Source organism: Paenibacillus mucilaginosus 3016, from assembly GCF_000250655.1.
In the GTDB taxonomy this organism is placed as follows: domain Bacteria; phylum Bacillota; class Bacilli; order Paenibacillales; family NBRC-103111; genus Paenibacillus_G; species Paenibacillus_G mucilaginosus.
In genome coordinates this window covers 8,721,682-8,739,048 of the sequence record NC_016935.1, presented here as the reverse complement: position 1 = coordinate 8,739,048, position 17,367 = coordinate 8,721,682, and the positions used below count along the sequence as shown (strand labels likewise).

Genomic DNA, 17,367 nt, shown 5'->3' with positions numbered 1-17,367 from the left:
AATGTATTCACTCCTTCAAAAAAATAACCGGTGTGGCGTAAGCCGTGATCCTGTAGAAAAAAACGGAATGTTGTCGGAACTATCCACATTATGCAGGGCGGCGGAAACAAAATTATTCAGAGGGCCTGAAAATTGTTCACAAAGATATCCACAGGCTGTTGATAACATTGTTGACAAAAAGTTATATCCACAACGGAAAACATACTCATGATATCAAAAATGACCCCGCTGCGCAACGGAACTTTTGGTTTTATCCACATTACCTACACCTAGTGTGAAATACTTATCAACAGCACTAGATATTGTTAATATTCTGTTTGCAATTCGACAAAACCTGTGGAGATCCGCGGCGAAATTATACACAGGCTGTTTTTGGCGTGTTTTGCGGCTGCGGCTCGCGAGGTTTGTGAATAACTTTTTACTAGTACACCAGGATTGACTTTTGGGCTCGGAAGTGGTTTAATGTTGAAAGGTATTTTCAAAGGGAACGAGTTTCCTGAAGTAAGGAGGTGCACGATCAATGAGACCGACATTTAAACCGAATGTCAGAAAGCGCAGCAAAGTTCACGGCTTCCGCAAAAGAATGAGCACGAAGAATGGTCGCAAAGTACTGGCCGCTCGTCGACTGAAGGGCAGAAAAGTACTCAGCGCATAAGACGAAAGACCACTGTACAGGTGGTCTTTTTTTATTGTTACTTATAAATAGAGAGACAAGGGTCTTCCTCTGATGGGAGAACCAGGTTTAAAACCGCTCACTTCCGTTAAGGATAGAGAAGTTGTGGTGCAATAACGGGTGGGCATTGGGAGTGCGATAAGACGTGGAGAAAAAGAATCGTCTGACCAAGAGAGAGTACTTTGACAAGGTGTACCGGCACGGAAAGTCGGCCGCGAATCATCAGTTCGTTCTATATTATAAGTTCCAGCCGCAGCTGACTTCCTTCCGCCTCGGCGTATCGGTGAGCAAGAAACTGGGGAATGCCGTCGTGCGCAACCGGATCCGCCGGGTGCTTAAAGAAATCATCCGCCTGAATGCGGCACGGATGCCGCGCGGCTACGATCTGATTCTCATTGCACGCAAGCCGGCTGCCCAAATGACGTATCACGAGATGGAGAAGAGCGTGTTCCACGTGCTCAAACGGGCGTCTTTGCTGCAAAAGAAAGAGGAAGCGCCGCGCAGGGATTAGTTTCTTTGCTGACGGAGATATGATATAGTGTATTATTGGAAAAGATGAAACTGGGAGGATGTTCTTTTGACGCGCCGATCACTTCAATACATACCGTTTTTTGCGGTATTTCTGCTGCTTGCGGGCTGTTCTCCCGCCAACGCGCCTATCGATCCAGCCAACAGCATGTGGGACCGGTTCGCAGTAGGCCCTTTATCGAGTGCACTGGATTGGTTCGCGGATCTGATGTGGGGTTCGTACGGACTGTCGATCCTCGTCGTTACGATTATTATCCGCTTCATTATCCTCCCTCTGACCCTGAAGCAGTACCGCAGCTCGAAGCGGATGCAGGATCTGCAGCCGGAGATGAAGAAAATCAAGGACAAGTATAAGGACGATCCGAAGAAACAGCAGGAAGAGACCATGAAGCTGTTCCAGAAGGAAGGCGTCAACCCGCTGGCCGGCTGTCTGCCCGTGCTCGTTCAAATGCCGATTCTGATCGCCCTGTATAATGCCATTATGCGTAATACCGAAATCGGAACCCACTCGTTCCTGTGGATGCAGCTTGGAACGAAGGATCCTTATTATATTCTTCCGCTTCTCGCCGCTTTAACCACGTATCTGCAGCAGAAGGTTATGTCTTCGCAGATGAATCCGCAGATGCAGAGTCTGATGTTCATCTTCCCGATCCTGATCTTCGTGATGGCGATGAACTTTGCTTCCGCACTGCCGCTGTACTGGGTTTACAGCAACATCTTTACGATCGTGCAATCCTACTTCCTGTACCGCCAGCCGAAAGACGGTTCGGTTAAGAAGTAAGGCAGAAGGCTTCTTGACGGTAAGATGAGGGAGGCCGCCGTTCTCGCGACCGCGAATCTTGGATCTCCGCTGCTTCGCTTAACATATCAGGTAATCCGGGATGATCTCCGCTTCGTGCGGAGATGACTGAAATTAAAGATCTAATTTCAGAAGAGGTGGCCAGATGAAGAAAATCGTGGTGACGGGGAAGACCGCCCAGGATGCGATCGCAAGCGGTCTGAGGCAGCTCGGGGTTCCGGAAGCGCGTGTAAAGAGTACGATTCTGGAGCATCCGGCCAGAGGATTGTTCGGACTCATCGGCGCCAAGGATGCCAAGGTGGAGCTGGAGTTGCTTCCCGATCCGCTTGAAGAAGCCGAGGCCTTTCTTCAAGAGGTGATGGAAGCCATGCAGCTTCGTGATATAAGGATAGAGAAGAAACAGAGCAGGGAAGGGACGGAGCTCCATCTCTTCGGCGGCGAGCTCGGCATGCTGATCGGTCGCCGGGGCCAGACGCTCGATGCCCTTCAGTATCTGGTGAATATTGTAGCGAACCGGTACGCCGACCATCACTTACGCATCGTGCTCGATGCGGAGCAGTTCCGCGAACGGCGCAAAGAGACGCTTCGGGGACTTGCGGACCGCCTTGCTGAGCGCGTAATCCGCACGAAGAAGGAAGTGGTCCTTGAGCCGATGTCACCGCAGGAACGCAAGGTGATTCATTCCCAACTTCAGCAGCACGCCAAGGTACGCACCTTCTCCCGGGGAGACGAACCGAACCGCCGGGTAGTTATCGTATTACGTTAGATCCCGTTGCAATGTCGTCATCGCTGTATGACTTCATTGCTTTTTCTTTAGAATCGGAGGAATTTGGAGGACATCATCATGAATCAGGACACCATTGCAGCGATTGCCACCCCTTCGGGCGAAGGCGGGATCGCGGTGATTCGGGTAAGCGGGGACGAGGCGGTCGCGGTCAGCGACAAGATCTTCGCCGGCAAGAAGAAACTGGCTGAGGTGGATACGCACACCGTGAACTACGGGTATATCCGCGAACCGGACACAGGTGTGCGCACCGAAGAAGTGCTGGTCACCGTCATGCGGGCCCCGCGTTCGTTCACGAAAGAGGACGTTGTCGAAATCTCCTGTCACGGGGGATTCGTCTCGGTCCGCAAAGTATTGGACCTCCTGCTTGAGAGCGGAGCGCGTCTGGCCGAGCCGGGCGAATTCACGAAACGGGCTTATCTCAACGGGCGGATCGATTTGTCTCAGGCGGAAGCGGTCATCGACCTGATCCGCGCCAAGTCCGATCGGGCATTCCGTATTGCCTTGAAGCAGTCCGAGGGCACGCTCTCGAAGCGGATCAAGGAGCTCCGCCACCGGCTGGTCGAGCTTATGGCCCATATCGAAGTGAATATCGATTATCCGGAGCATGACGTGGAAGAGCTCACCAACTTGTTCATTAAGGACAAGTGCTCGGCTGCTCTGGCGGATATTGAGCATCTGCTGCAGACGGCCCAGCAGGGTAAAATTCTCCGTGAAGGGTTGGTTACCGCCATTATAGGCAGACCGAATGTCGGTAAATCATCGCTTATGAATACACTCGCCCAGGAAGAACGTGCGATCGTGACCGAGATTGCCGGCACGACCCGGGATGTGGTGGAGGAATATGTTCATGTTAACGGGATTCCGCTGAAGCTGCTGGATACGGCCGGCATCCGGGAAACCTCGGATCTGGTCGAACAGATCGGTGTCGAAAAATCCCGGCAGGCTCTAAGTGATGCCGACCTGATTCTGCTCGTGTTCAACGGAGCGGAGCCGCTGCAGCCTGATGAGCTTTCTCTCATCGAGCAGCTTCGCGGGCGTCAGGTGATCGCTATTATTAACAAGCAGGATCTGCCGCAGCAGATTGAAATCGAATTTCTGAGGGAGTCCTTCGGCAGCGAGCACGTGGTTCCGATGTCGATTCTGGCCCAGCAGGGCATTGCTGACTTGGAAAAAGCTATTGCTGGCCTTTTCTTCAGCGGTCAGGTAGAATCAAGTGACCTGACGTATGTCAGCAATGCACGGCATATCGGCTTGCTCAAGCAGGCACGTACAGCACTGACGGAAGCTCATCAGGCGGCCGAGAGCTTCGTGCCGATCGATATGATCCAGATCGATATTCGCAACGCGTGGGAGCACCTTGGAGAGATTATCGGGGATGCCGTCAGCGAATCGTTGATTGATCAGATTTTTTCCCAATTTTGTCTCGGAAAATAATAAGCGGTTTGTTCATATATAAAAGAGGTTTTTAGAGGAGGTACATCCATGAGCTACACAGCAGGCAATTACGACGTAATTGTCATTGGAGCCGGCCATGCCGGCGTTGAGGCAGCCTTGGCATCCGCACGTATGGGATGTGAGACGCTGCTGCTGACCATTAACCTGGATATGGTCGCTTTCATGCCATGCAACCCGTCGGTCGGCGGACCGGCGAAAGGGCATGTGGTTCGCGAGATCGATGCGCTTGGCGGCGAAATGGGCCGCAACATCGACAAGACTTACATCCAAATGCGGATGCTGAACACGGGTAAAGGACCTGCCGTCCATGCGCTTCGCGCCCAGGCGGACAAATTCCTGTACCAGCAAACGATGAAGGAAACCATTGAGAAGACCGATGGCTTGACTCTTCGTCAAGGCATGGTGGAAGAACTGATAGTGGAAGACGGCGTATGCCGCGGTGTCATTACAAAGACGGGAGCAACGTACTACGGAAAAGCGATCGTGCTGACTACGGGGACGTATCTGCGGGGCAAAATTATTATGGGCGAGCTCATGTACGAAAGCGGCCCGAATAACCAGCAGCCTTCCGTAAAGCTGGCCGAAGACCTGCGCAAGCACGGTCTGGAACTGGTCCGCTTCAAGACGGGAACTCCGCCGCGTGTGCACGGGGATACGATTGATTTCTCCCAAACCTCTATCCAGCCGGGAGACGACAAGCCGAAGTTCTTCTCTTATGAAACGACTCAAGAGGTCCCGGATCAGCTTCCTTGCTGGTTAACGTATACATCGGAACAGACCCATCAGATCATTAATGACAATCTTCACCGGGCGCCCATGTTCTCCGGTGCGATTGAGGGTACGGGACCGCGCTACTGTCCGTCGATCGAAGATAAGATCGTCCGGTTCAGCGACAAGCCGAAGCACCAGATTTTCCTTGAGCCGGAAGGCCGCAACACGAAGGAATACTATGTGCAGGGACTGTCGACTTCCATGCCGGAGGATGTACAGCTGCAGATACTCCGTTCCATCCCGGGACTGGAGAAGGTCGAGATGATGCGTACCGGCTATGCGATCGAGTATGATGCCGTTGTGCCTACGCAGCTGAAGCCTTCCCTCGAAACGAAGGTGATCGAGGGATTGTTCACGGCCGGCCAAATCAACGGTACGTCGGGTTATGAAGAAGCGGCAGGCCAAGGCATTATGGCCGGTATCAACGCGGCACGCAAGGTGCAGCAGAAAGACCCTGTTATCCTGGATCGTTCGGAAGCTTATATCGGCGTGCTCATCGATGATCTCGTGACGAAGGGGACCAGTGAGCCGTACCGTCTTCTGACGTCCCGTGCCGAGTACCGTCTGCTGCTCCGTCATGACAATGCGGACCTGCGTCTGACACAGACAGGATACGACATCGGCTTGATCTCGCCGGAGCGCTATGCCCAGTTCCAGGAGAAGGTGAAGCGGGTGGAAGAGGAGCTTGAGCGTCTGAAGACGACGAAGGTTAAGCCGACTGCCGAAGTGCAGAACCTGCTCGCTTCCGTGGGCACTGCGGAGATCAATAACTCCGTTGACCTGCTCTCGCTGCTCCGCCGTCCGGAAGTATCGTATGAGCATATCCACTCGCTCTCCCCATCATCCTACGAGTTGACGGAAGATATGAAAGAGCAGGTGGAGATCCAAGTTAAGTACAGCGGATATATCGAGAAGCAGCTGATTCAGGTCGAGCGTCTGAAGAAGATGGAGAAGAAGCGCATCCCGGATGATATCATTTACGATGACATCAACGGAATTGCTATGGAAGCAAAGCAGAAGCTGAGTAAGATCAGACCGATCTCCATTGGGCAGGCTTCCCGGATCTCGGGCGTCACTCCGGCGGACATCTCCATTCTGCTCGTCCATCTGGAGCATTACAATAAAGTCATTGCCGCGAGAGGGTAACTAATGGACGCTGTACAGCAACAATTCGTAGAGATGCTGGAACCGCACGGCATTGCATTGAATGAACACCAGCTTAGCCAGTTCGAGATATACTACAAAGAGCTTGTCGATTGGAACGAGCGGATGAATCTCACCGGAATTACCGAGAGAGATCAGGTTTATTTGAAGCATTTCTTCGACTCGCTCTCTCTGGCTTTTTATGTGCCGGTGGATGATCATGCCGCCTTGGCGGATATCGGCTCCGGGGCAGGCTTCCCAAGCATTCCTCTGATAATCGCATTCCCGCACCTGCAGGTTACGATTGTAGATTCACTGAACAAGCGGATCCAGTTCTTGAACCATTTGACGATGGCGCTTGGTTTGTCGAATGTTACATGTGTTCACGGCCGGGCGGAGGATGTGGCTCGGGGAGCAGCTCACCGGGACAGCTATGATCTTGTCACCGCAAGAGCTGTGGCACGTCTAGCCGTTCTTAATGAATTCTGCCTCCCGTTCACCTCCGTTGACGGACTCTTTGTTGCCATGAAAGGCCAGGACATTGGAGATGAACTGAAGGAAGCCGGACGCAGCCTTCAAGAACTGCACGCTAAAGTAGTAGAGACACACCGATTTATTCTTCCTATTGAAGAATCGGTCAGGCACTTGGTTATAACCAAGAAGATTGACTCTACTCCTGCCAAGTATCCCCGCAAAGCCGGACTTCCTATGAAAGAACCGCTGCTGTCCTAGCAGCGGTTTTTTGTGTTTCACGTGGAACAGAGCAGCAGAAGACAGCCGTCTGTCACCAAATTGTAGAAACCTACAACAAACTTGTACATACGGCAAGCAGGAATTCAGGTTGGATTTGGAGAATTACTTAGTAGCAGGATACTTATCGGTGAAAAAGATCGGGTGGTTAACGTAATGAAGGAACACATTTCAAAGCTGTTTGGATTTGTTGAAAAAGCATCGTCTGCGGACGAAGTAAAACATGTTCCTGTCAATGACATCGTTCCTAGTCCCTATCAGCCTCGAACGATCTTTGACGATGAGCGGATTGACGAACTGTGCCAAACGATTAAAACGCATGGCTTCATTCAGCCTATTGTTGTTCGCATTCGAAATAATAAATATGAACTGATTGCTGGCGAACGAAGATGGAGAGCGGGGAAGAAACTCGGTTACGAGACGATCCCTGCTATTATTCGTGACTTCAATGATTCTCAGGCAGCCTCCATCGCCTTGATCGAGAATCTGCAGCGTGAAGGCTTGACGGCGATCGAAGAAGCTATCGCTTATCAGCAGTTGATTGATATGCACAGCCTTACGCAGGAGAGTTTGGCCCAGCGGCTGGGAAAAAGCCAATCCACGATTGCCAATAAAATTCGTCTTCTTCAGCTGAGCGACCCAGTAAAACAAGCCTTGATGGACCGCAAAATCACGGAGCGTCATGCCCGTGCGCTGCTCTCCTTGGATCAAGAGGAGCTTCAATTAAAAGTTCTTGAAGATATCATCACCAAGGAATTGAATGTCAAGCAGACGGAAGCCCGCATAGCCTTCTTCAAAGAAGCAGCCAAGGTTAAAAATAAATCAAAGAGAGTTTCATATTCGAAGGATGTCCGACTGGCGCTCAATACGATCCGCCAATCGGTAGATATGGTCACCTCTTCCGGTCTTCCAATTAATACGACGGAACAGGATCATGAGGATCATTACGAGATTGTAATTCGAATACCAAAACGATAGAATAGAAGTACCCGTTTGCATAGAATAGAAGATAAGGAATACCGGCCTCCGATCTTGTAGAGATATAGAGATGGAACGCTGAGTATTCCAAGAGACACATTAGATGAAGGATATCTGTGTCTCCTTGTGTTTAACGGTCATTGGAGAGCACGATTCGAACTCTCTGATGATTTTTCTTTTTGTCGACAATTTGCCGGTGATACGCTTTCAGTTTACTTGGTTGTCATACACTCCGTGAGGATTCTACCCAGTTTGTTTATTTGAGGTGAATTTAGTTGTCCAAAATAATTGCCATAACGAATCAAAAAGGCGGAGTGGGAAAAACAACCACTTCGGTCAATCTCGGCGCATCCTTAGCATCGTTGGGGAAAAAAGTGCTCCTCGTGGACATCGATCCTCAGGGAAATACGACGAGCGGCATCGGAGTCAACAAGGCGGACGTGGCTTACTGCATCTATGATGTTCTCATCAATGATATCCATCCGAAGGATGCCATGTGTAATACGGCCATTGAGAATCTCAAGATCATACCGGCTACGATTCAACTGGCCGGGGCGGAGATTGAATTGGTACCGACCATCTCCCGTGAAGTTCGCCTCAAGAAAGCACTCCAGCTCGTTAAGCCGATGTTCGATTATATTCTCATCGACTGTCCTCCTTCACTCGGTATTCTGACCGTTAATTCACTTACAGCGGCGGATTCCGTCATTATCCCGATTCAATGCGAGTACTACGCCCTTGAAGGCTTAAGCCAGCTGTTGAATACGGTACGCTTGGTGCAGAAGCATCTGAACACCCACCTTCAGATTGAAGGCGTACTGCTTACCATGTTCGATGCGAGAACGAATCTGGGAATGCAGGTCATTGAAGAAGTGAAAAAATATTTTCAGCAAAAAGTGTATCAAACCATTATTCCGCGCAATGTCCGTTTGAGCGAAGCACCAAGCCATGGTCAATCCATTATTACTTATGATCCGCGTTCCAAAGGGGCAGAAGTGTATATGGAGCTTGCAAAGGAAGTGATCGCACTGTGAGTAAAAGACCTCTTGGAAAAGGATTGGATGCACTATTGCCTGCCCTCAGTATTAACGAAGATGATAAGGTTGTTGAGATTCCACTCGCGCAGCTTCGAGCGAATCCATATCAGCCGCGTCGTAATTTTAACGACGAGACAATCCAGGAACTGGCGGACTCGATCAAAGAACACGGCGTGATTCAGCCGATTATCGTGCGCAGCGTTCTTAAAGGATATGAGATTATTGCCGGCGAACGTCGCTTCCGTGCTTCCCAAAAATGCGGAATGGCAACCGTGCCTGCTGTAATTAAAAAGTTCACCGATCAGCAGGTGATGGAAATTGCCTTGATTGAAAATGTACAGCGTGAAGATTTAAACGCCATGGAAATTGCGATTGCATACCAGGCTTTGATCGATCAGTTCTCCCTTACCCAAGAGGAACTGTCTGTTAAAGTGGGGAAGAGCCGTTCCCATATCGCGAACTTTCTGAGACTGCTTCAGCTGCCGGAAGAAGTCAAAAACTATGTTTCACGTGGAACACTATCCATGGGACATGCGAAGGCGATTGCCGGGTTGAAGGATAAAAAGCTCATGAAGGCATTAGCCGATACGGCCATTAAGGAACAATGGAGTGTCCGGGAGCTTGAAGAGGAAGTGAAAAAGCTCGAAGAAAAATCGGACTCCAAAAAAGCGAAGCAAAAGGCAAAGCGCAAGGATCCGTATATCAACGAGCTGGAAGAAACGCTGCGTGAGACGTACCGAACGACCGTAAAGATCAGACATGGCAGCAGCAATAAAGGCAAGATCGAGCTGCTCTACTATTCCAAAGATGACTTGGATCGACTGCTGGAACTGCTGCAAGGTAAAACGTCCTAGAAACCGCCCACGGATAGCATACCCGGGATAGCGCCTGAAGCACTCAGGCACACTAGGGGTGCTATCTTTTTGGATTGGATAAAAGATGATTGAGGTGAGTAGGATGGAGACGATATACCTGGACCATGCGGCTTCTTCTTGGCCCAAACCTCTTCAAGTATGGAAGGCCATGCAGGATTGTATGGAGCACTATGCTGCCAATCCGGGCAGGGGAAGCCACAGTATGGCGGTAAAAGCAAGCCGGACCTTATTCGAAGGCCGCAAACGGCTGGCCAAGCTGTTCGGTGTCCGTAACCCGAATGATATTTCGTATGCACTAAATACGACCATGGCATTAAATCAAGCCATTCTAGGGTTTCTCTCGGAAGGTGATCATGTCATTTGTACCTCCGTGGAGCATAATTCGGTTCGGCGGCCCCTGGAATATTTGAAACGAAGACATGGGGTTCAGGTTACCTATGTGGAAACGGATGCTGCGGGGAATTTGAATATGGACCGGGTCAAAGAGGAAGTCCGCAGCCAGACGAAGCTGATCGTCTGCAGCCACAGTTCGAACCTGCTGGGCAGCATTCTTCCTATTGCAAGCCTTGGGCAGCTGTGCGAAGACAAGGGCATCAAACTGCTCGTCGATGCGGCTCAATCGGCCGGGGTTCTGCCGATTGATGTCGGACGCATGGGTATACATATGCTGGCCTTCCCGGGCCACAAAAGTCTGCTTGGTCCGCAAGGAACCGGCGGATTGTATCTGCATCCGGATCTTGTCCTCGAACCGCTGCTTCACGGAGGAACAGGAAGTCAATCGGAAGCCATAGAGCAGCCGAATGTGCGGCCGGACCGGTATGAAGCAGGCACACAAAATACGGTGGGAATCGCCGGATTAATAGAAGGATTGAAATACATCGAAGAAAAAACCGTCGAAGCGATCTACGCAGCCGAATGGAGTTTGACCCAGCGGATGATGCAAGGGTTGAATGAGATCCAGGGGATCCAGCTGCTTGGCCCGGCCGCCGGGGAACAGAGAACCGGGCTTGTGTCGTTCACCATGGCGAATGCGGATTCCTCGGAAGTCGCTTTTATCCTGGATCAATCGTTCGGGATTGCCGTCAGGGCCGGATTTCACTGTACGCCGCTGGCCCATGAGAGCGCCGGTACAACCGAGCGGGGCGCTGTGCGAGCCAGTGTCGGCTGCTTTACGACCGAGGCTGAGGTCGATCGTTTGGTTCAGGCTGTGGGCGAGATTGCACAGCATATCGGTTCAAAGTAAGCAGGAGGATGGAAAGTGGGAGAGCGAGTGCTGGACATACCGACAGAAGTCATACTGCTGATGGCTTCCCTTGTCATCGTTGTATTTTTGGTTGCCCTGATTGCATTATGGGTAAAATTGAATAAGCTGCGTAAAAAGTACACCCGGATGATGGGCGGTATGGGCGATATGGATATGGAAACCATTGTCGCCCGTCTTCAGGATCAGTGGGAAGGACAGGCTGAACGGTCGCATGCGATGGAGCAGGAACTGCAACGGATCCGCCAGCGCATGACAAGCATGAAGTCCAATGTCGGAGTTTACCGATATAATGCTTTTGCGGAAACCGGGAGTGATCTGAGCTTCTCGGTAGCCATCCTGGATGATAGCCGGAGCGGTGTGGTCCTGAGCGGAATTCACAGCCGGGATAACACCTATCTGTATGCCAAACCCATCGATAGCGGCACCTCCAAATATGTACTGACACCGGAGGAGAAAGAGGCGATTACTCGATCCTTGCTAAAGGGGTAGTCGACCATCGCTGTTTGCCGGCAAGAGCACTGTAGAACGATTTGGCGATGATCTCGGCCATATTCATGACCAGGGACAATCTGGTGTTCTGCAGTACAAAATACTCCATAAATCCGCCCACATTCACAATTCCCGTGACATGCATATGGCCGACCGGGGGCAGTTCCTTATTCACACCGGCACCTGGCTTCACCGGACCTTGGCCGATTTGGATGCAGCCGACACTGGTCAACTGACCGAGGCAGGCATCGATAGCGATAATGAACGGATTGTTGTAATGCTGATGGATCGTGTTCAAGGTCTCGCTGAGATTCATGGCATGAACGGGGTGATCTAGCGTACCGTATAAATGAAGCCCGTCGACATTGAGTCTGCGAAGCTGGGACCCGACGAGAGGACCGAGTGCGTCACCGGTCGATCGGTCTGTGCCAACACAGACCAATACGATAGGCTGGTGGGGAGGCACATGCTGCAGGGAGGCGATTAGGCGTTCAGAGAGCAGTTCCACACAGTTGTTCTCCGAGTGCATGATCTTGAGGGTATCCGGTTCTTTCTCTTTGTGTGAATCTCTATGAAATGGCAGTTTCATATAAAGGCCTCCCGCGTAGAGGAATTGGGTGAAGAACGGCTCTGCCCTTCTTCGAAATTAGGTGTTACTAGTATACGGTTGATAGGGAAGATTTATACGTAGATCGCCAAAAAACAGAGCCGAGGTGGACCGATTTGCTGCTCATGGCTTTCGACTCGACACAGCAGGCGTTAAGAGCAGAGATGCTGCTGGAGTATGCCGACATAGAGAACGATATGTGCCCGACACCCAAGGAGATTACGGCGGGCTGCGCCCTGTCGCTGGAGTTTCCGGAAGAGGCGCTGGGACAAGTGCTGCAGATCATAGAGGATGAGAAAGTAGATATCCGCGGGATCTTTTGTAAGAAAGAAGGCGCGTATGTTACGATAGAATCATAGGAATAGAGAAAACCAAGGATAGTGAAATAAGGTGGAGAGGCAATGAGAATACCGTTATTGGGAAAAACAGCAAGCGTTGACGTACTGGATGCGGAGGGCTGGAAGGAAACATGGCTCAGGTTCCAGAACAAAACGGTCGATTATGTCTCGGACCCGGGCATGTGGATGGCCATTCTGTTCACGGTGGTCAAAATTCTGATTCTCCTCATCGTGGGAAGACTGATTATCAAGCTTGCCGATAAAATCATCGACGGCATGCTGGAGGCGCGCGAGAAGGGGCCCATCCACTTCAGCCGGCGCAGAACGGAGACGATCGGCAAACTCGTTCGCAACATCGTTACCTATGTGGTGAACTTTATTCTCATTCTGATGATCCTAAGCCAGTTCAACGTGAACCTGGGTCCGGTTCTGGCAGGGGCCGGGGTATTGGGGCTTGCCATCGGTTTCGGTGCACAGAGTCTTGTTAAAGATGTGATCACCGGCTTTTTCATTATTTTCGAAGATCAGTTCGCCGTAGGCGATGTGATTCAGGTTGGTACGTACAAAGGGACCGTGGAAGAGATCGGGCTCCGGGTAACGAGAATCAAGAGCTGGACAGGCGAAATCCATATTCTCCCGAACGGCACGATCAATCAGGTAACGAACTTCTCGGTCAATAACTCGCTCGCTGTGATCGACGTGAATGTCACATATGAAACGGACATCGATCAGGCGATTCAGATTCTGAGGGAAACGGCGGATGCTTATTACGAGAAGAGCATGGATATTGTAAAAGAACCCCAGGTGCTCGGAGTCCAGACGATGGGTGTATCCGAGATTACGCTGCGGCTGACCGCAGAGTGCAAACCGAACGCGCAGTTCGGCGTGTCCCGTGACCTGTACTCCCTGATCAAGAAGGCGTTCGAATCCAGCGGCATCCAGATACCTTATCCCAGAGTAGTAACGTATCATCGAAACGAAAAGGCGGAGTTGTAATGGAAAAGAAGCAGTACGGACTCGGCGATATTGTGCAGATGAAAAAGCCGCATCCCTGCGGCACCAATGAAATGGAAATTATCCGTATGGGCATGGACATCCGGATCAAATGCGTAGGGTGCAAGCACAGTGTCCTTGTTCCGCGGCCGAAGTTCGAAAGCAAGCTGAAGAAAGTGCTTCGCTCCGCAGCCCCTGAAGAAGCCGGCGGCAGCCCGTCGCAAAACGAAAGTTAGAGGGGCACTTTCAAGGAAGCCTCCCGCTGAATGGGACGGTGCACGGTTTGCATACGAAACTCCGGAGCAAAGGATCTGGTTTCAAAAAAAAGTTTGAGCGGGGACTTGCAAAGCGGATAGGTTCTATGATATTATACTACTTGTCCCTTTGGATATTTGAAATGCGGAAAGGTACCCAAGAGGCCCAAGGGGGCTGACTCGAAATCAGCTAGGCGGCGCAAGCCGTGCGTGGGTTCGAATCCCACTCTTTCCGCCACCATCGAATGGAAACGCTGTTTAGCGGTTTAATAAGAAGGCCTTCTGTATCTTTGATGCAGAGGGCCTTTTTTCATTGCCAAACAAAAGGAAAAAGCCCGGCCGCACCGACTCGAGCTCCAAAGAAAGTGTTCCGGCCCGGGGAACATAACATGACCAGTGAAACCGGTCATCCTGGTGGTCACCGGGATTTTGAATGAATTGGGCAAGGCATGACTTCAAGCAGTCCAAATGACAGCAGTCAAAGCCAGGACCAGAATGGAGCTGTGGATAACTGGGCTATGTAAAAACCAAGCATAATCCCATGTATAACGCCAACTTATCAACATGGGGATACTTTAAAGAGACTGACAATTCACATAATTCACAAATGGGGTTGTGGATAACTGGATATCTTTACATTGTCCACAATTCAAACAAATAAACCCTCCTTGTCTGGTCAGGAGGGCTGGTGGATTACCGGCTGCGTGTCCGGCGGTATACGGCAAAGCGGTCGATCGCATATCCAATCACCGTCCAAGATGCGATGGTGAGCAGGTAGAGGATCAGGGGGTTCACGTCGGTGTATTGGAAGATGGGGTAGAACCAAGCCGGTACACTAAACGAATAGAAGAGAAGGTAAATCGCATCATTCTCATGCCCGATGTAGTGAACCAAACTGAGGACTGCACCGATCAGGGTCATGAGCAGCGTATATCTGTAGCGCACTTGGGGCGCCTCCTTTCGTCGTCGCCGCTGATGAAGCAAAACCGTCCGGCGACCGGAGTCCGCCGAACGGATGAGGCCGGCAGGATCAGCCGCGGAATACTTTTTTCCACTTGCGGTTATGATTGCTTGTCTCCGGGAATTTGTCGCCCTTCTTCAGAGTAATCATCTTTGGGTTGTTAATGCCCATATGAAAGGCGTCTTCGCCGATCTCCATATATTCGCCGTCATTCGGCGCGTGATCGCCGGGGCGAAACTGTGTCCACTCTCCCATGAAAGTTCACCTCCTGCACAGTTGATGTAATGTTAGATTTTCCATGAGCTGCAGGAAGCATGAGGCTTAATAATTACCAAGGATGGCAGGCCGTACTGCTATAAATCTAGTCCAGTCAAAGCTTGCTTTGGGCTTCTATATTTGGTATACTACTTTGGTGCGAGTTTGAGTATTCATTCTTGCTCCTTGCTCCTGTCGGCATCGCCGAGCTAGGGGCCGTTAGTCCAAAAGGAGGTGGCAACATGCGCAAATACGAAGTGATGTACATTATCCGTCCGGATCTCGAGCAGGAAGCTGTTCAAGCTACGGTGGAGAAGTTCCAAAACATCATCAACAACGGTGGCGAGGTTACGAAACAAGACCTGCAAGGCAAGCGCCGTCTTGCGTATGAGATCAACAAGATTCGTGAAGGTCATTATGTGTTGGTTCATTTCAACGCAACGAATGAAGTTATCACGGAACTTGACCGCGTAATGAAGATTTCTGATGAAGTCATTCGTTACATGATCGTTCGCGACGTAGCCTAAGGCTTGTAAGCCGTAATTGAGCATGCTGTTGACTTCAAAGCCCTATGGGCTTTGGAAGTGCATCAGCGGATCCGGGAGGGAATACGGATGTTGAATCGTGTGATTCTGATCGGAAGACTGACACGTGACCCTGAGCTTCGCTATACGCCTGCAGGCGTGGCTGTTACCCAGTTCACTCTGGCGGTAGACAGGCCGTTCTCGAGCAACCAAGGACAGCGCGAAGCGGATTTCATTCCGGTCGTGACTTGGCGCCAGCTCGCGGAAACCTGTGCGAATTACCTTCGCAAAGGCCGGCTCGCTGCAGTGGAAGGCCGCATTCAAGTGCGTAACTATGATAACAATGAAGGCCGCCGCGTATACGTGACGGAAGTCATTGCCGACAATGTGCGTTTCTTGGAATCGCCGAACAGCGGGAACCGTGAAGACGGCTCCGGCATGGGAGGCAGCAGCGGTGGTGGAAGCAGCAGTGGAGGCGGTAACCGTGGCAGCTATGGCGGAGGACGCGAGCAACAGGATCCTTTCCAGGATGACGGCAGACCGATTGATATTTCCGATGATGATTTGCCGTTCTAATTAGAAGGGCAGGAACAAATCCACGTAGAAAGGATGGAGACAAATGGCATTCGAGAAAAGAGAACGTTCCGAAGACCGCGGTGAGCGCGGCGAAAGAAAGTTCAGCGGTCGTGGCAAAAAAGGCGGCAAGCGCCGTAAAGTTTGCTACTTCACCGTTAACAAAATCAAGCACATCGACTACAAGGACATCGAAACGCTCAAGAAGTTCATCTCTGAGCGCGGTAAGATCCTTCCGCGTCGTGTGACTGGTACCTCCGCTAAATATCAGCGTGCACTGACGATCGCAATCAAGCGATCCCGTCAGATCTGCCTGCTGCCTTATACAACGGAATAGGCTTCGGCCGAGAAGAGCAGCACCCTGCCCGCAGGGATGCTGTTTCTTTTTTTTACGAAGGTGCTGTCCCAGGCCCTCTTCCGATATGCAGGCGTGCCCCAGGTACGTCTTATTTTTCATTGGGGTGCGTATCATGATATGATGAGAAGGCAAGCCGCCCGCGCAGCAGCGCGGGAGTAGAGAAAGGTAGGGAGAACTGTGAATATTGCTTTTTTCCTCGTGCCGAAGGATCAGGTCATCTACCTGTCGCCCCATTCGACGATGCGCCAGGCGCTCGAGCGGATGGAGTATCACCGGTATTCCGCTGTGCCGCTGATCGACGAACACGGCAAATACGTGGGCACGATCACGGAAGGGGATCTGCTGTGGAAGTTGAAGCGCTCTCCGGAGATCGGCTTCGAAGGGGCGCATAAAGTGCAGCTGAAGGACGTGCCGCAGCATATGGCCATCAAGCCGGTTCGGATCGACCAGCAGATGCAGGACCTGATTACGCTCGCCACCAATCAGAACTACGTACCCGTCATAGATGATAACGGCGTCTTCATCGGCATTATCCGCAGAAGAGAAATCATTGATTACTGCTTCAAGCTCTGGCAGTCCGAACAAAAGGTAAGCGAAGTATGATATAATAGTTAAAAGTGTCTGGGCAGAGGGGAGTGCGGCGGGTCACCTATGGATAGAGATGTGGATTTGGCCAAACGGGCCAAAATCATCGAATGGCTGAAGACCGAACTTGTCGATCAGTTATCCCATCTGCTGAAGGGCATGTGGGAAGGAAGCCAGCACAAAATCGTTGACGGCCTCGCCAGCCTCATTGCCTCCTGCTATATCCTCGGCCGGCGTCTCGGCATCTCTCCACGCAAGTTGGACGAGGCAATCCTCGACAAGATGAAGCAGCACCGGGAAGAAGGGCATCAGCTCGAGGAATGGTACGGAGACATCTCCGTTTTGGAAGATCATTTGCGTAAGAGGTGAA

The 17,367-nt window shown here is 51.2% G+C and carries 23 protein-coding genes and 1 tRNA gene; 21 read left to right on the top strand and 3 right to left on the bottom strand.

Annotated elements, in window-relative coordinates:
• Positions 1–520 precede the first annotated feature (520 nt).
• The 12 genes from rpmH (at position 521) to PM3016_RS36625 (ending at position 11,549) form a co-directional block, all read left to right on the top strand.
• Entirely contained in the window at positions 521–655 is a 135-nt protein-coding gene (gene rpmH, locus PM3016_RS37795; RefSeq protein ID WP_014372796.1) for a 50S ribosomal protein L34, read from the top strand.
• 163 nt (positions 656–818) lie between these two features.
• A complete protein-coding gene (gene rnpA / locus PM3016_RS36675; protein ID WP_014372795.1) occupies positions 819–1,184 on the top strand; it encodes a ribonuclease P protein component in 366 nt (121 codons plus the stop codon).
• Between the two features lie 66 nt (positions 1,185–1,250).
• Positions 1,251–1,982, top strand: a complete 732-nt coding sequence (yidC, locus tag PM3016_RS36670; RefSeq protein ID WP_013921605.1) for a membrane protein insertase YidC — start codon at positions 1,251–1,253, stop codon at positions 1,980–1,982.
• 163 nt (positions 1,983–2,145) lie between these two features.
• A complete protein-coding gene (gene jag / locus PM3016_RS36665; protein ID WP_014372794.1) occupies positions 2,146–2,766 on the top strand; it encodes an RNA-binding cell elongation regulator Jag/EloR in 621 nt (206 codons plus the stop codon).
• A gap of 78 nt (positions 2,767–2,844) precedes the next feature.
• Positions 2,845–4,221, top strand: a complete 1,377-nt coding sequence (gene mnmE / locus PM3016_RS36660; protein WP_014372793.1) for a tRNA uridine-5-carboxymethylaminomethyl(34) synthesis GTPase MnmE — start codon at positions 2,845–2,847, stop codon at positions 4,219–4,221.
• Positions 4,222–4,269: 48 nt separating this feature from the next.
• A complete protein-coding gene (gene mnmG, locus PM3016_RS36655; RefSeq protein ID WP_014372792.1) occupies positions 4,270–6,159 on the top strand; it encodes a tRNA uridine-5-carboxymethylaminomethyl(34) synthesis enzyme MnmG in 1,890 nt (629 codons plus the stop codon).
• A 3-nt stretch (positions 6,160–6,162) separates the two neighbouring features.
• Complete coding sequence (rsmG, locus tag PM3016_RS36650) at positions 6,163–6,888, top strand: 16S rRNA (guanine(527)-N(7))-methyltransferase RsmG (protein WP_014372791.1); 726 nt, start codon at positions 6,163–6,165, stop codon at positions 6,886–6,888.
• A 174-nt stretch (positions 6,889–7,062) separates the two neighbouring features.
• The gene (noc, locus tag PM3016_RS36645) at positions 7,063–7,884 is read left to right on the top strand and encodes a nucleoid occlusion protein (RefSeq protein ID WP_013921600.1); all 822 of its coding nucleotides are present in this window, start codon (positions 7,063–7,065) and stop codon (positions 7,882–7,884) included.
• A 275-nt stretch (positions 7,885–8,159) separates the two neighbouring features.
• On the top strand, positions 8,160–8,918 hold the full coding sequence (locus PM3016_RS36640; protein WP_013921599.1) for a ParA family protein: 759 nt from the start codon (positions 8,160–8,162) through the stop codon (positions 8,916–8,918).
• A complete protein-coding gene (locus tag PM3016_RS36635) occupies positions 8,915–9,775 on the top strand; it encodes a ParB/RepB/Spo0J family partition protein (protein ID WP_013921598.1) in 861 nt (286 codons plus the stop codon). Before PM3016_RS36640 ends, PM3016_RS36635 begins: the two co-directional genes overlap by 4 nt.
• A gap of 103 nt (positions 9,776–9,878) precedes the next feature.
• Positions 9,879–11,039 (top strand): aminotransferase class V-fold PLP-dependent enzyme, encoded by a 1,161-nt coding sequence (locus PM3016_RS36630; RefSeq protein ID WP_014372790.1) that lies wholly within the window; start codon positions 9,879–9,881, stop codon positions 11,037–11,039.
• A 15-nt stretch (positions 11,040–11,054) separates the two neighbouring features.
• Complete coding sequence (locus PM3016_RS36625) at positions 11,055–11,549, top strand: DUF4446 family protein (protein WP_014372789.1); 495 nt, start codon at positions 11,055–11,057, stop codon at positions 11,547–11,549.
• Here PM3016_RS36625 and yyaC read toward each other — a convergent pair.
• Positions 11,524–12,138, bottom strand: a complete 615-nt coding sequence (gene yyaC / locus PM3016_RS36620) for a spore protease YyaC (RefSeq protein ID WP_014372788.1) — start codon at positions 12,136–12,138, stop codon at positions 11,524–11,526. The two genes, PM3016_RS36625 and yyaC, sit on opposite strands and share 26 nt — an antisense overlap.
• 134 nt (positions 12,139–12,272) lie before the next feature.
• On the opposite strand from yyaC, the gene PM3016_RS36615 reads away from it, so the two are divergent.
• The 4 genes from PM3016_RS36615 to PM3016_RS36600 all read left to right on the top strand — a co-directional run bounded on the left by PM3016_RS36615 (position 12,273) and on the right by PM3016_RS36600 (position 13,979).
• A complete protein-coding gene (locus tag PM3016_RS36615) occupies positions 12,273–12,515 on the top strand; it encodes a putative Se/S carrier protein (RefSeq protein WP_014372787.1) in 243 nt (80 codons plus the stop codon).
• Between the two features lie 42 nt (positions 12,516–12,557).
• A complete protein-coding gene (locus tag PM3016_RS36610) occupies positions 12,558–13,490 on the top strand; it encodes a mechanosensitive ion channel family protein (RefSeq protein ID WP_013921593.1) in 933 nt (310 codons plus the stop codon).
• Positions 13,490–13,723 carry a DUF951 domain-containing protein gene (locus PM3016_RS36605; protein WP_013921592.1) on the top strand — a complete coding sequence of 78 codons (234 nt, stop codon included), beginning with the start codon at positions 13,490–13,492 and terminating at the stop codon, positions 13,721–13,723. The genes PM3016_RS36610 and PM3016_RS36605 overlap by 1 nt, the downstream gene beginning before the upstream one ends.
• A 165-nt stretch (positions 13,724–13,888) precedes the next feature.
• A tRNA-Ser gene (locus PM3016_RS36600) sits at positions 13,889–13,979 on the top strand.
• A gap of 455 nt (positions 13,980–14,434) precedes the next feature.
• On the opposite strand, the gene PM3016_RS36595 is transcribed toward PM3016_RS36600, so the two are convergent.
• Entirely contained in the window at positions 14,435–14,686 is a 252-nt protein-coding gene (locus PM3016_RS36595; RefSeq protein WP_013921591.1) for a hypothetical protein, read from the bottom strand.
• A gap of 85 nt (positions 14,687–14,771) precedes the next feature.
• Positions 14,772–14,957: a YjzC family protein gene (locus PM3016_RS36590; protein ID WP_013921590.1), complete on the bottom strand. Its 186-nt coding sequence runs from the start codon at positions 14,955–14,957 to the stop codon at positions 14,772–14,774.
• Positions 14,958–15,199: 242 nt separating this feature from the next.
• Between PM3016_RS36590 and rpsF the strand changes: the two genes are divergently transcribed.
• From rpsF to PM3016_RS36565, 5 genes are all read left to right on the top strand, one after another.
• Positions 15,200–15,484 (top strand): 30S ribosomal protein S6, encoded by a 285-nt coding sequence (rpsF, locus tag PM3016_RS36585; protein ID WP_013921589.1) that lies wholly within the window; start codon positions 15,200–15,202, stop codon positions 15,482–15,484.
• Positions 15,485–15,571: 87 nt separating this feature from the next.
• Entirely contained in the window at positions 15,572–16,057 is a 486-nt protein-coding gene (gene ssb, locus PM3016_RS36580) for a single-stranded DNA-binding protein (RefSeq protein WP_013921588.1), read from the top strand.
• 43 nt (positions 16,058–16,100) lie between these two features.
• Complete coding sequence (gene rpsR / locus PM3016_RS36575) at positions 16,101–16,391, top strand: 30S ribosomal protein S18 (protein ID WP_013921587.1); 291 nt, start codon at positions 16,101–16,103, stop codon at positions 16,389–16,391.
• Positions 16,392–16,589: 198 nt separating this feature from the next.
• Positions 16,590–17,015, top strand: coding sequence for a CBS domain-containing protein (locus PM3016_RS36570; RefSeq protein ID WP_014372786.1), 426 nt, complete (start codon positions 16,590–16,592; stop codon positions 17,013–17,015).
• A 48-nt stretch (positions 17,016–17,063) separates the two neighbouring features.
• Entirely contained in the window at positions 17,064–17,366 is a 303-nt protein-coding gene (locus PM3016_RS36565) for a MazG-like family protein (RefSeq protein ID WP_014372785.1), read from the top strand.
• Position 17,367: the final 1 nt, after the last annotated feature.